This is a genomic window from Dawidia soli (assembly GCF_018598185.1).
Lineage (GTDB): Bacteria > Bacteroidota > Bacteroidia > Cytophagales > Cyclobacteriaceae > Ohtaekwangia > Ohtaekwangia soli.
Genome location: NZ_JAHESC010000060.1, coordinates 21802 through 35811, shown reverse-complemented (window position 1 = coordinate 35811; position 14010 = coordinate 21802). Strand labels below are relative to the sequence as shown.

Annotated in this window: 10 protein-coding genes; all 10 read left to right on the top strand. The window is 53.3% G+C overall.

The window, feature by feature from the left end; genetic code table 11:
- Positions 1 to 321: 321 nt before the first annotated feature.
- Positions 322 to 786 carry a cytidine deaminase gene (gene cdd, locus KK078_RS27175; protein ID WP_254093494.1) on the top strand — a complete coding sequence of 155 codons (465 nt, stop codon included), beginning with the start codon at positions 322 to 324 and terminating at the stop codon, positions 784 to 786.
- Positions 787 to 862: 76 nt separating this feature from the next.
- The gene (locus KK078_RS27170; RefSeq protein WP_254093493.1) at positions 863 to 2770 is read left to right on the top strand and encodes a GAF domain-containing protein; all 1908 of its coding nucleotides are present in this window, start codon (positions 863 to 865) and stop codon (positions 2768 to 2770) included.
- 266 nt (positions 2771 to 3036) lie between these two features.
- The gene (locus KK078_RS27165; RefSeq protein WP_254093492.1) at positions 3037 to 3858 is read left to right on the top strand and encodes a CheR family methyltransferase; all 822 of its coding nucleotides are present in this window, start codon (positions 3037 to 3039) and stop codon (positions 3856 to 3858) included.
- 20 nt (positions 3859 to 3878) lie between these two features.
- The gene (locus KK078_RS27160) at positions 3879 to 4472 is read left to right on the top strand and encodes a chemotaxis protein CheB (protein WP_254093491.1); all 594 of its coding nucleotides are present in this window, start codon (positions 3879 to 3881) and stop codon (positions 4470 to 4472) included.
- Positions 4469 to 5236, top strand: a complete 768-nt coding sequence (locus tag KK078_RS27155) for a GAF domain-containing protein (RefSeq protein WP_254093490.1) — start codon at positions 4469 to 4471, stop codon at positions 5234 to 5236. Before KK078_RS27160 ends, KK078_RS27155 begins: the two co-directional genes overlap by 4 nt.
- An 18-nt stretch (positions 5237 to 5254) precedes the next feature.
- A complete protein-coding gene (locus tag KK078_RS27150; RefSeq protein WP_254093489.1) occupies positions 5255 to 8749 on the top strand; it encodes a PAS domain S-box protein in 3495 nt (1164 codons plus the stop codon).
- 100 nt (positions 8750 to 8849) lie between these two features.
- Positions 8850 to 9398 carry a SiaB family protein kinase gene (locus KK078_RS27145; RefSeq protein WP_254093488.1) on the top strand — a complete coding sequence of 183 codons (549 nt, stop codon included), beginning with the start codon at positions 8850 to 8852 and terminating at the stop codon, positions 9396 to 9398.
- 39 nt (positions 9399 to 9437) lie between these two features.
- Positions 9438 to 9800: a DUF1987 domain-containing protein gene (locus tag KK078_RS27140; RefSeq protein WP_254093487.1), complete on the top strand. Its 363-nt coding sequence runs from the start codon at positions 9438 to 9440 to the stop codon at positions 9798 to 9800.
- A 127-nt stretch (positions 9801 to 9927) separates the two neighbouring features.
- Positions 9928 to 13014: an ATP-binding cassette domain-containing protein gene (locus tag KK078_RS27135; protein ID WP_254093486.1), complete on the top strand. Its 3087-nt coding sequence runs from the start codon at positions 9928 to 9930 to the stop codon at positions 13012 to 13014.
- 82 nt (positions 13015 to 13096) lie between these two features.
- Positions 13097 to 13996, top strand: a complete 900-nt coding sequence (locus tag KK078_RS27130) for a hypothetical protein (protein WP_254093485.1) — start codon at positions 13097 to 13099, stop codon at positions 13994 to 13996.
- Positions 13997 to 14010 lie beyond the last annotated feature (14 nt).

The following is a 14010-nucleotide window of genomic DNA, read 5'->3' as shown; positions in this document are numbered from 1 at the left end:
ATCGCGACCTTACAGCGACCTTACAGTGACCTTATAGCGACCTTATAGCGATATTTCGCCATACCAAAGCCACCCCAAAGCCAGGGATAAGCCGCAGCAAAGTTACTCCAAACCCCATCTCTGGCGCCGGTTTCCGACCGGTGCCCCGTACCGTGTCCGACTACTGGCGGATGGTGGCGGTCTCCCGACCGCCTTCGCCCGAAGGTGTAATCAGTCCGGCCGCCCCCCACAACCATATTGTTATTCCTACAGCTTTCCCTAGCTTTGATAACCAGGCCCCGCCGCTGCGGAATCTGATACAGTAACGCCACAAAATATAACATGGGTAATTTCACCATTCTGGATCACCTCGAGGACCTCCACCCCGGCGACCAGCAGCTTGTACAAGCCGCAGTAAAAGCCACAGCAAACGCTTATGCCCCATACTCACAGTTTCATGTGGGCACGGCACTGCTGCTCGACAATGGTGTCATCGTGACAGGCGCAAACCAGGAGAACGCAGCATACCCTTCTTGCATGTGCGCCGAGCGGGTGGCTATTTATGCAGCAACGGCCCAGTATCCCGGCATGACGATCCGCAAGCTGGCAGTGGTAGCGCTGCGCGGCGGCGTGGCGCCAGTAGTGTCGGCAGCGTCGTGCGGGCCGTGCCGACAAGTGATGCTCGAGTTCGAGCACCGGCAGGGAAGCCCCATCGAAGTAGTGTTCCTGGCGCCCGATAACCGGTGGGTGAAGACCCCTACCGCCGCCTCCCTCCTGCCCTTTGCCTTTTCAAAGGATAATCTCTAACAATCTGCCTGTGACCCTACATGGCCATAAATTGGTAAATTTTGGGGTTTAGCGTATTTTAGTTTACTTGCTCGCCATGAAGTTTCTGCGTGACAAATCCCTCCGCCAGATCGGTCTCTATCTGCTTCTGCTGATCGCTGTGCTTTTTATCGCCGAGTACTTCATTCTCCGGCACAAGATCAACACCCTCGACGAAGTAGAACAAAAGCTCGACTTCACCCGCAGTACACAGCTCTCCAGCCAGCAGATCTCGCTGCTCGTGCAGCGATTCCGTCCACAAGACACAACCACTGCCGTCGACATTCAGGCACGCCTCGTACACCAGGATGCACAACTGGAAGTGCTCGGCAACGGTGGCCGCATCAGCCGCACCGACGTCATCCTCAAACCGCTGGCACGCCTCCCCCGCATTTCGTATGACAACCTCATGCGGTATTGGAATCAATACAAAGAAACCGTTACAACCTTACTCCCCGTACGAAAGGCCGTTGAGACAACCGCCGCCACACCGGCACCCGCACCGGTTATGACCGACGACACGACACAGACCGACAGCACACAAGCTGCCGTCGTTACACCTGAGCCGGTAGCCGCCGTGGGCACTCCTGCCTTTGTTCAGCCTGACCCCGCCGTGGCCGCCGAAGCCCGCCTGCGTCAGGAAAGCCTGGCCATTACGTTGGCGCATTGGTATGACAATCTCTTCAACGACCTCGAAGACGAAGTCGCCCGCGACAAGCGCGCCGTGGAAAACTGGGTAACGATCATCATTCTTTTCAACATCGCCTTGCTGGCCGCCTTGTATTATTGCTTCGACCGCTTTGTGCTGCGTACGATCCGTCGGTTGACCGAGACCTCTGCGCGCCACGAACAAGTGTATAATTTACCCTCGAACGAGCTCGGCAAGCTGGCCGGCCAGATCAATGAAACACTCGAAAGCCTCAAAGACGCGACCGACTTCGTAACAGCCATTGGCAAGGGCGACCTTTCAATGGACTACCGCGATTCGCTCGACAACGGCTACAACCGCGGCAAGAACAAGTTGGCCGACTCGCTCATCGATATGCAGGTAAAGCTCAAGGACCTGAACGAAGAGGAGCGCAGACGCCAGTGGGCCAACGAAGGGCTCACCAAGTTTGTGGATATCCTGCGTTCATCCAGTGATAACATCCGCGTGCTCGGCGACCAGATCATCGCATCACTGGTGCAGTACACGCGCTCGAACCAGGGCGGACTGTACATTCTCAACGACGACGACGAGCACGATGTGCACCTCGAGCTGGTCTCGCTCTTTGCGTACGACATCAAGAAACACGAGAGCCGTCGCATCAAACCGGGTGAAGGCCTGCTGGGACAGACCTTTCTTGAAAAAGACACAAATTATTACACGAGCTTCCCCGACGAATACGTCCGGATCACCTCCGGGTTAGGCGACGCCAACCCCCGGGCTATTTTGATCGTGCCCTTGAAGATCGACACGAAAGTATACGGCATCGTCGAGCTCGCATCCTTCCACGAATACCAGCCGCACGAGATCGCGTTCGTCGAACGCCTCGGCGAGACCATCGCTTCTACGATCGCCTCGGTACAATCGGCCCAGAAGAATAAACACCTGATCGAACAGTTCCAGCAACAGACAGAGGAGATGCGCGCACAGGAAGAGGAGATGCGCCAGAACATGGAGGAGCTGCAAGCCACCCAGGAAGAGATAGCCCGCAAAGAGCAAGGGTATATCGCCCGCATTCAATCGCTCGAAGAAGAACGGAAAGGCCTCGTTTCGCCAGCCGAAGCGTTGGAACAGGCAGCCCGCACATTCCGCGCACGGGAGGCCGACTACGAAAAGACCATCGAGTCGCTCAAAACAACGGTTGCCCAGAAGCCCGTTCGCAGCGACGATTGGCAGGTAGCCGAAGAGGTGGAAAAGACCTTCCGGGTAAACCTGGAGGCCCTGCGCATCACACAGGAAGAACTCGACCGGAAAGGATAAAATAAAGACGTGTATGCCGTGTGTGAGACGGCCCATCAACCTTGTCTATGCCGCATGGGCATAGCATGAATCTACACGTTTCCCGCAGGCATTTTAAGTTTTTAAATGCCTTTTTTTCAACTAATTAGAATGAATTACTTAATTTCATTATTGTAAGAAAAACGCGGCCTTCGGGTGGTTTTGAACACATGTAAGATTTCACTGTCAAATCCACCCCCCGGTTCGTAATAGCACTTAATTTTGGGTTCCTTTATAAAGACCTGTACATGCTCGATATCGACATAGCCGACCTAAAAAAGATTTCAGAGCTCATCTACCAGAAGTACAACTATGACTTCCGGAATTATGCCATGTCGTCGTTCAAACGACGTGTGCTCCGGATCATGGAGTTGAAGAAGCTTTCGGTGGATGCGCTCCTGAAGAAAATAACCGAACAACCAGCCTTTATCAACGAGTTCCTCGACGAGCTCACGGTCAATGTTACTGAAATGTTTCGTGACCCGAGCTTCTGGCGTATCATGCGCGAAGAGATCATCCCCGCCATCCAGCTCAACCACAAACAGTTTAAGATCTGGCACGCAGGCTGCTCGTCGGGCGAAGAGGTTGTTTCCATGTGCATCATGCTCCAGGAGATGGGCATCCTGCACGATGTGACGCTGATCGCTACCGACCTCGATGTAAACATCCTCGAGCGCGCCAAGCAAGCCACATACCCCATCAAGAACATGGAACTGAATGAGAAAAACTACATCCGGTTCCAGGGTACCAAAAGCTTTAAAGATTATTACCGCGAAGAGAACGGCAACGCCGTCTTCCACAAAGACCTTTTCATGAACGTCTCCTTCCGCCGCCACGACCTGGTGCTGGGCGAGATCTTCAATAAGTTCGATCTGGTACTGTGCCGCAATGTGATGATCTATTTCAACCAGAACTTGCAGAACGAAGTACTGAAGAAGTTCCACGAGAGCTTGTTCAAATACGGATACCTGGCGATCGGTTCGAAAGAATCATTGATCTGGTGCGACTATGCCAGCCGATTCATTGTCGTAAACAATGAGGAGAAGATATATAAGAAAATAAAAGACTAAGCGAAGCTGCACTTTGACGAATGAGTAAGTTCAACCTAAATAACAGCTATAAGGCCGTTGTTATCGGTGGGTCAGCAGGCAGCTTCCAGGGTGTGGTAAAGATCCTGTCGCAGTTACCGAAGGGATTCCCATTGCCCATCATTATGTGCCTGCACCGGCTCAAACACGTGCGGAACGGCTTCGTGGAAGCGCTCTCCATCAAGAGCGTGGTACAAGTGACCGAGCCGCACGATAAGGAAAATATAAAGAAAGGAAGCGTATACCTGGCCCCGGCCAATTACCATATGTCTGTCGAACTGGGACTTCACTTTGCTCTCTCTACCGAAGAGATGATCAACAACTCCCGGCCCGCCATTGACATTACGCTCGGCACCAGCGCCTTTGTTTACAAAGACAAGCTGATTGGTATCCTGCTTTCCGGCGCCAACAAAGACGGCGCCCTGGGCATGAAACATATACACGACCGCGGCGGCCTCACCATTGTGCAGGAGCCGTCTGAATGTATGATCGATACCATGCCGAAAGCCGCCCTGGCCGTGACCAAGATCGACCACGTGCTGAAGGTGGATCAGATAGTAGAGTTTTTAAAGGAATTAGATAAACAATACCGATGACAGGCTTATTTAACGATCGATATTATCTCAATGTCATCCTGGCAGTGCTCTTTATGGCCGGGATCATTATTTCGCTGTACCTGATCTACTCGCTCCCCGCCGAATTGCGTCTGACCGACGGCTATCAGCCTGCCTTCACCGGCATCTACCTGACCATCGGCGCCACGTTCCTGCTCGGAGCCCTGACGCTTACCGCATCCCTGCGCTACCAGAAAGAAGTGGTGGTCATGCGCGACCGCGTCATCGACGCCGCCCAGGCCAAACGTGACGAAGCCGAACAAGCCGGCAAAACATCCATCAGCCTCGACACCGTAAAAAACAGCCTGCAGCAGGCACGCAACCAAAAGGATATACTCAACAACGGCCTGCAGGCCATCTGCAAACAGCTGGATGCCGGCCAGGGCGCGTTATACCTCGCACGCGAGGATGACGGCAAACGCACCGTCGAGCTCCACAACGGCTACGCCCTCGCCGTAGGCGAAAGCACCGTGATCAGGTTTGAATTCGGCGAGGGCCTCGTAGGCCAGGCCGCCGCCAGCGCCCGTACACTGTATGTGGACGACGTCCCGGCCGGGTATATCAAGATCATCTCCGGCCTCGGCAGCGCCTCTCCCCGCTACTTATTGATCGTTCCTATAAAACAACAAGCGCAAGTGCTCGGAATCGTTGAGATTGCCTCCTTTACGAATATCACGGAAGACCAGCGCAAGTTCGTGGAGGAAGCCGCACAGTTGGTGGCCGATAAAATTTCAACCAAAGCATAGTACCAGCGCCGAACACGTATGATGAAAAGCATAAACATCACCACCAGAATTACGATTCTTATTCTCATGGTGTCGCTCGTGGCCGTCGCCTCGATCAGTTTTTTCAGCTATGACTATCACCGTAAGGCCAACGAGGAAAAGTACTCGGCCACACTGGCGGCGTTGGTCGATAACCGCGCCGCGTATCTGAATACGTTCTTCGACAAGGCAGCGTTGGCGGTACGCGTACTGCAAAGCTCCGAACGCCTGAAGAGCGGCGACGGTAGTACCAGCGCAGCACCGGCAGATGATCCGATGGCCGCCATGATGGCCATGATGCCCCCCTCCCCGGAACCTTCCGCCGAGCCCGATACGACCGCTGTGCTGGAAGAACCCACGGGTAGCGGCAATCCCCTGCTGGATTACCTCAACGATCAAAAGTCAATTCTCGACGTAGCACAGATCACCATTACGTCAGATAACGGCGCAGTAGTAGCGTCTACAGATCCGACGATCAAAGGCAACTTCATCGATCAGGACGGCCACATCTTTGAAAAAGCTAAAAGCGACATTTATTTTTCGGAAGTTATCCGCGACAAGCGTACAAAGAACTTTTTTTCGTATGTAGCCGGCTCGGTAACAGACGCCAGCGGCACGCAACAGCTCATCATTATCACCCTGGACCTGACGCACCCCTACCGCGTGCTGAAGAACTACCACGGTCTGGGCACCAGCGGCGAGTTGCTGTTGGGTCGCGTCTATCCCGGCACCGGCAAAATTGCCATCGTCAGCCCGCAACGTGCCGACACCTCGTCGGCCATCATTCCGCACGACACCACAAACCACTTCATGAAAGGCTTTGCCCAACTGGTAGACGGCAAGTCTCTCCCGGGCGAAAGCGAAGACCTGCACGGCAATGCCGTACTGCAGGTAGGCCGCAAGCTCTCGCACGGTGGCTTCGCCCTGGTGGGAAAGATCAACCTGGATGAAGTACACAGCCACGACGGCAAGCTCACCAGCCTGTTCGTGTATGCCGGCCTGTGCATCGTAGCCCTCGCGGTGTTCCTTTCGATGATGTTCTCACGCTCCCTCATGCGCCCGCTGCATTCTATGCGCACGACGATCGGCCTGGTGGCACAAGGTGTATTGCCCGAAACCACCGAGCAACGCAACAGCGACGAATTCGGCCAGATGGGCAACAAAGTAGATGAGCTCGTACAAACCCTGCGCGGCAACGCCGAGTTTGCAAAACGCATCGGCGAAGGTAAATACGACACCGAGTTTACACCCGCCAGCGAAAACGACATCCTCGGCAAGTCGCTCATCGAAATGCGCGACAACCTCATCGAGAACGAACGCCAGGATAAAGAACGCAACTGGATTGTACGCGGTGTGGCCGAGATCAGCGAGATCCTGCGTATGCACGACTCCATCGACGAGCTGGGCGACGATGTCATCCGGTTTATTCTCGAAAAGATCGGCGCGATCCAGGGGGCCTTCTACGTCGTAAATGACGAGACAACGCCGGCCCTGATCGAAATGCGCGCAAGCTATGCATACAACCGTAAAAAATACCTCAAAGCAAAATTCCGTGTGGCCGAAGGCCTGGTAGGCCAGGCCGCTGCCGAAAAAGATACCGTACTGCGCACCGAAATACCCGATGACTACGTCACCATCACCTCGGGTATCCTCGGCGACCAACGCCCGCAATGTATCCTCATCGTACCGCTGATCACCAACGAAGAAGTGTACGGCATACTCGAATTTGCCGGCTTCCGCCGCTTCGACGCGTCGCAGGTTAAGTTCGTACAAGAGCTTTCCCTCATCCTGGCCCGTACCATCTTTAACATCAAAGTGAACGAGCGCACACGCAGGCTGCTGGCCGAGTCGCAGGAGATGAGTAACGAGCTCAAGGAAAAGCAGGAAGTACTGCGCCAGAACGCCGAAGAAATGCAGGCCACGCAGGAGGAGCTGCAACGCTCGAACCAGAAACTGGAAGAGCAGATCGAAGAAGTGAACCGCACCCAGAGCCGCATGCAGCTGTTGCTGGAAAACGCTTCCGAGGTGATCACCATCTACGAAGAAGACGAAAGCATCCGCTATATCTCGCCGTCGGTAGAGACCATCCTAGGCTACGGCCAGAAAGAGATGATCGCAAAAAGCGACATCGACAAGGTACACCCCGACTACCGCGATACATTCCGCGAGCTCTTCACTCAAATGAAAGAGTCGCCCGATGAGAAGGTAACCGTGCAGTACGAATACCGCACCAAAGACGGCAGCTTCATCTGGCTGGAGTCTACCGGAACCAACTGTATGGCCAACCCGGCCATCCACGGCTTCATCCTCAACTCACGCGACATTACCGAACGCCGCCGGGCCGAGCAGGAGCAGCGCATGCGCTCGAAAATGCAAGCTCTCTCGGAAAACTCGCTCGACCTCATCACCCGCCTCGAAGGCGACTCGATCTCCTATATCAACCCGGTGATCCAGGAGTACACCGGCAAAGAGCCCGCATACTTCCTCAACCGCAAGGTGCAGGATGCCGAGCTCGACACCGCCGTACTGGAAGGCTGGCTCAAGGTCGTAGAACAAGTGAATGCGACCAATGAAAAGGCCGACACCGAAATGGACTTCCCCTCAGAAATGGGCAAGCGCATCATGCAGGTGAACGCCATCCCCGAATTCGACGAGTCGAACAAGCTCGAATCCGTCCTCGTGGTATCGCACGATATTACCGAGCGGAAAATGATCGAGCTCGAGATCCAGAACAAGAACAAAAAGATCACCGAAAGTATCAACTACGCGAAGCGTATCCAGACGGCGATCCTCCCCAACAGCAAAGTGATCAACCGGGCGTTACCCGACTCGTTCATCTTGTATAAACCCCGCGACGTGGTATCCGGTGACTTCCCGTGGTTCGTTCAGATCAAAGACGAGATCTTTATCGCCGCCGTAGACTGTACCGGACACGGTGTACCGGGTGCGTTGTTGTCCCTGATCGGCTACTTCCTGCTGAACGACATCGTGCGCAGCCGGAAGATCACCGAACCCGGCAAGATCCTCGACCTGCTGGACGAAGGGGTAACGACAACCCTCCGCCAGGACGAAGACTCCACCACCAAAGACGGTATGGATATAGCGCTCTGCAAGATCAACATGGAAACCCGCGAAGTGGAATACGCCGGCGCCCACCGCCCCCTATACGTCATGAAAAATGGCGCAATGGAGGAGGTAAAGGGCAATAAGTTCCCCATCGGTGGTGGTATCTATAAGAACCAGACTAACTTTACCAATACAAAAGTCGAGCTCAGCGCAGGCGATTCGATCTACTTCAGCTCCGACGGATTCCCCGACCAGTTCGGTGGTCCCGAAGGCCGGAAGTTCGGACCGAAGCGCACACGCGAGATTGTCGAACGCGTCCACACGGGGTCGATGCACGACGCAGTCAGTGTCTTCGACGAAGAATGGGAGAACTGGCGTGGCGATCATAAACAAACAGACGACGTGTTATTGATCGGCATAAAATTCTAATGTCTGACATCGGAATTCCGGGGTTTTATAAGCCCGGGAAGGTCTGGTAAAAAATAAATTTTAACTTAGTGAACCTCAACTTAATCAAATCTTCTGACGCATGAAATTCATTTATGACCTGCACCGCACCATGATGTCACAGAAACTCATTCTGGTCTATCAGGGTGACTTTACCCAGGAGAGCACCAAGTCCATACTATCCATGGCCGAGCGAAATCTCGATTCTTCCGGGGAAGAGTCTAGCATTAAGCGCAAGGTATTTAATGTGATGGTCGAAGCTCTCCAGAATATTGTTAAACACAGCGACGAATTGGTCGAAGGACAGATGCGCAGCCATGCGGCGATCTTCCTCATCGGTAAAGAGGCAAACCGGTATTCGATCATGTCCGGCAACCCCATCCGCAAGGAGAATGTTTCCAAACTGCAAGCCGCCCTCGAGCGTATCAACGGATTGGAAAAAGAAGGCCTGAAAGATTTATATAAAGAGATCATTAAGAATACAACCATCTCCGAAAAAGGTGGCGCCGGATTGGGGTTCGTGGATATGGCCAGAAAGTCAGGAGAAAAACTGGAATTCGAATTCCCGGAAATGTCTGCCGAGTACTGCTTCTTCTGTCTGAAAGTGAACGTACCGCGCGACAGCGAATAACATCATTGAATTATAGAACAATCTAAATAGACTTATACCATGGAAATTTTGAATCTGGAAGGAACAGAAGACACCCCGAAAATAATCCTCGATAAGAAAAACGGAATCTTTGAGATCTCCGGCCGTTCGCTCCCTGAAGATTCTGCTGAATTCTACCGCCCGGTGCTGGAATGGATCGCCAAGTATGGCGCCGAACCCCACCCTGCCACAGAGTTCGTGTTCAAGCTGGAATACTTCAACACGGCTTCTTCGAAGCTGATCCTGGATGTGCTCTCTGCCCTCGAAGACATCAAGGGAATGCGCATCGTATGGTACTTCCATGAAGACGACGAAGACATGGAAGAAGCCGGCCAGGAGTTCTCTGAGCTGGTAGAGATTCCGTTCGAGTTTAAGACCTATTAATGGCTACCGTGGGGTACGAAGCCCACTGTATGGTAATCGGTTATCAGTCGTAAAAGGGCCCCTTTAACCGGGTTGCGGGAGGCTGATAACCGATATTTTTTTATACTTATAAAATTGCTTTCTAACCATGAGTGAAGAAATACTCAAAGCCCTCACCCAGCTTTTTGCGATTATCACAAAACAGGATGGCGGCGCTACTGAAGGAGAGCGGCAATACGTTATAAACTTCTTCCAGACGGAACTCGACCAGGATTCTGTAAAAGAATACCTGGACCTCTATGACCAATTTTCCGGTTACGGTAAAGCAGACGACGAGGAAGAGGGAAAAAAGAAGCTGACCTCTGTAAAAGATTCCGTAAAGACACTGGGCATCTGTAAGAAGATCAACAAGACCCTCACGCAAAAGCAGAAGGTCGTTGTATTGATCAAGCTGCTGGAACTGGTCAGCACCGACAAGAACTTTACCGCCCAACGGATGGAGATCATCAATACCGTCTCCACCGTATTTAATATCGTGCAGGAGGAATACGATCTCATCGAAAGCTTCGTGCGCGCGGAAGACCCCACGACACTCAACTTTGCAGACATCTTATTGCTCAACTCCGCCGCCCGCGGCGAAGAAGGCAAGATCTATAAACACGTACACGGACACATCGGCGGCACGCTCATCTTCATGCGCGTACGCGGAGTCGAAATGTACTTCACCAAATACCTGGGCGAGGAGTCGAACGTACTGAACGGCTTCATGATGCAGCCCAACCGTGTGTATTTGTTCTCACACGGCAGCACCATCAAGACCCAGGGCGGCGACGCGTTGTATTACAGCGACCTCGTGGCCAACTACAACGAAGAGCTCAAGACCACCAAGCTGTCTTTCAATGTCACCATCGACGAGCTGAAGTTCGCCAACGGCGGCATCGGCCTGCGCAACGTGCGGATCTCCGAAGGCCCCGGTAAGCTCATCGGCATCATGGGCGCCTCCGGCGCCGGCAAGACCACCCTGCTCAACGTCATGGCCGGCCTTGTACAGCCTACCACGGGCCAGATCCTCATCAACGGCTTCGACATCAATACCGAAAAAGACCGGATCCATGGGGTCATCGGCTATGTGTCGCAAGACGACCTGCTCATCGAGGAGCTGACCGTCTACCAGAACTTGTACTACAACGCCAAGCTGTGCTTTGCCGACTTTACCGAAGAGCAACTGCACCAGCGCGTCATGGAGGTATTGGAAAACCTCGGCCTGGACCAGCGCAAAGACCTGCGCGTGGGCAATCCGTTGGACAAGACCATCAGCGGTGGCCAGCGCAAACGCCTCAACATCGCCCTCGAGCTGATCCGCGAGCCCGCCATCCTCTTCCTCGACGAGCCCACGTCGGGCCTCTCGTCGCGCGACTCCGAAAACGTCATCGACTTGCTCAAAGAGCTCTCGTTTAAGGGCAAGCTGATCTTTGTCGTGATCCACCAGCCTTCGTCAGACATCTACAAGATGTTCGACAAGATGATCATCATGGACACCGGCGGCTACCCGGCGTACTACGGTCCGCCGGTGGAAGCCGTAACATACTTTAAAAAGTCGACGCACCAGGTAGACAGCAACCGCGGCCAATGCGAGACCTGCGGTAACGTAAACCCCGAGCAGATCTTCAACATCATCGAGGCCAAGGTGGTCGACGAGTACGGGCAGCCAACCAACAAGCGCAAGATCACCCCGCCGCAGTGGTATGACCTGTACAAAGAACGCTTCAAGATCAACAAGGTCGAAGACGTGCGCGAAGAACCGCCGCACTCGTTGACACTCCCCAACAAACTGCGCCAGACACTTGTCTTCGCGACGCGCGATACACTGTCGAAGCTCAGCAACAAGCAGTATTTGTTGATCAACCTGCTCGAAGCACCGCTGCTGGCCATCATCCTTGCCTTCATCATCAAATACCGCAGCGCACCGGGGGGTAAAGAATACATCTTCCGCTTCAACGACAACTTCCCCGCCTTCATGCTCATGAGCATAATCGTGGCGTTGTTTATGGGCCTCACGGTAAGTGCCGAAGAGATCATCCGCGACCGGAAGATCCTGCGTCGCGAGTCGTTCCTCAACCTGAGTTGGAACAGCTATCTCATGTCGAAAGTGTGGATCCTGTTCACCCTGTCGGCCATCCAGACGTTCTTGTTCGTCCTCATCGGCAACCTCATCCTGGAGATCGAGTGGAGCATGCTCCTGCCCTTCTGGCTGGTATTGTTCACAACGTCGTGTTTTGCCAGCGTGCTCGGTCTGAACATCTCGTCGGCCTTCAACTCGGCCGTTACCGTGTATGTCATGATCCCGCTGCTGCTCATTCCGCAGATGATCCTGAGCGGTTTGCTGTTCAGCTTCGACAAGCTCAACGACCTGATCAGCACCAAAGGCAAAGTACCCATCGTGGCCGATATGATGGCCTCCCGGTGGGCCTACGAGGCCCTGGCCGTGTACCAGTTCAAAGAGAACTCGTACGAGAAACCCTATTACACCTTCGAGAAGATCGAAGCGCAAGCCGACTTCCGTTCCTCCTTCCTGGTGGACGAGCTTGACAAGAAGCGCCGCGACATCGCCGCCAACCTCGACGAAAAGGCGGACTCGGTCCGGCAGAAGCTGCAAAGCGACCTGACCATCATCGAAGCCACCTTGCGCAAGGACTACTTCAAAAAGGGTCTGGAGAAGGAGCTGGCCGCCGACTGGACGCTGAAAGACTTCACACCGGCCTTTAACAAGAAGCTGGAAGATTTCCTCATCGCCTACAAGAAGTTCTACCAGGGCGCGTATAACAAAGCCGTGGCAGCCCGTGAGAACGTGATCCTCCAACTGGAGAAAGATCCCGACTACAAGCTGAACGACTACAAGAACAACTACTTCAACGAAAGCCTGGCCGACCTGGTGAAGAACGTGAACGAAAAGAACCGGATCATCGAGTTCAACGGAGAGCTTATTCAACAGATCAACCCCGTGTTCCTGCCACCCGCACCCAAAGGTCCGCTGGACTACCGGGCACAGTTTTTCGCACCGGAAAAGGAGTTCCTGGGCATCTCGTTCAGCACCTATTGGTTCGACCTGCTGGTCATCTGGATCATGGCAGGCTTGCTGTACATAACCCTTTACTTCGAGCTGTTGCGTAAGTTTATCGAGTCCTTCGACAAGATCGAGGGCAAGCTGAGCCTGCCGAAGGCAAAAAAGAAATAAAGCATGCAGGTAACATTTTGGCCAGGAATGCTTAATTTTTAAATTTGTAAACTGATAATTTTATATCATTTAATCACTCTGTATGAGAATATTACCTATCGGGCTCTGTCTGGCAATCCTACTGTCTGCTTGCGGAGGTAAGAAACCCGACGAACAAGCCTTCCTGGAAGAGATAGATTCGGCTAAAACCGAAGGCCCTACCATATCCGAAGAAGTCATTGGCGACATTCTTCAACAGATCCCCAGTCCGTTGGAGATCTCCGTGCTCCTGAAAGAATCGGGCAAGAAGTATAACGCCTCTTACCTCAACTCTCCGGACAACACCTCCAAGTACAACACCAACTACAAAAAAGCCCTCAACCTGGGCCTTTATGGTACCGACCTGGGCTACACTAACATCTACGAGCAGAACCAGGACGGTGTGAAGTACATGGCTTCTATCAAAACCCTGGCAGACGGTCTGAGCATCGGTCAGTTCTTCGACATCGAAACCATCGGCCGCCTGGCCACCAACAGCAAGAACCTCGACTCGCTGCTGCTGATCACCACCCAGAACTTCAACACCATCAACCACTATCTGCAATCGCAGGGCCGCGCAAACCTCAGCGTGCTGTTCCTGACCGGTGGCTGGCTGGAAGCGCTGCACATAACCTGTGCTACTGCTATGGCAAACCCCGACAATCAGCAGCTGAAAGAAACGATCGGCGAGCAGAAGATCATCCTCGAAAGCATCATGCTCCTCCTCTCCTTCTACAAGGAGTCGGACCAAAACATGGCATCATTGTTGACTGACATGGAAGAGCTGAAGAAAGTGTACGACAAAGTTAAGATCACGTACACGTACAAAGAATCTACGATGGAGATCGTGAACGGAGTAGCCGTTATCAAAGATAACAGCACAAGCACGATTGAAATTACTCCCGAAGATATTGCCAGCATCAGCGCGGTTACCTCTTCCATCAGAACCAAGATTATATCATAAGCTAAGAATAAGAA

Coding starts and splice junctions, on each gene's coding strand:
- cdd (WP_254093494.1), top strand. CDS start 322: ATGGGTAATTTCACCATTCTGGATCACCTCGAGGACCTCCACCCCGGC.
- KK078_RS27170 (WP_254093493.1), top strand. CDS start 863: ATGAAGTTTCTGCGTGACAAATCCCTCCGCCAGATCGGTCTCTATCTG.
- KK078_RS27165 (WP_254093492.1), top strand. CDS start 3,037: ATGCTCGATATCGACATAGCCGACCTAAAAAAGATTTCAGAGCTCATC.
- KK078_RS27160 (WP_254093491.1), top strand. CDS start 3,879: ATGAGTAAGTTCAACCTAAATAACAGCTATAAGGCCGTTGTTATCGGT.
- KK078_RS27155 (WP_254093490.1), top strand. CDS start 4,469: ATGACAGGCTTATTTAACGATCGATATTATCTCAATGTCATCCTGGCA.
- KK078_RS27150 (WP_254093489.1), top strand. CDS start 5,255: ATGATGAAAAGCATAAACATCACCACCAGAATTACGATTCTTATTCTC.
- KK078_RS27145 (WP_254093488.1), top strand. CDS start 8,850: ATGAAATTCATTTATGACCTGCACCGCACCATGATGTCACAGAAACTC.
- KK078_RS27140 (WP_254093487.1), top strand. CDS start 9,438: ATGGAAATTTTGAATCTGGAAGGAACAGAAGACACCCCGAAAATAATC.
- KK078_RS27135 (WP_254093486.1), top strand. CDS start 9,928: ATGAGTGAAGAAATACTCAAAGCCCTCACCCAGCTTTTTGCGATTATC.
- KK078_RS27130 (WP_254093485.1), top strand. CDS start 13,097: ATGAGAATATTACCTATCGGGCTCTGTCTGGCAATCCTACTGTCTGCT.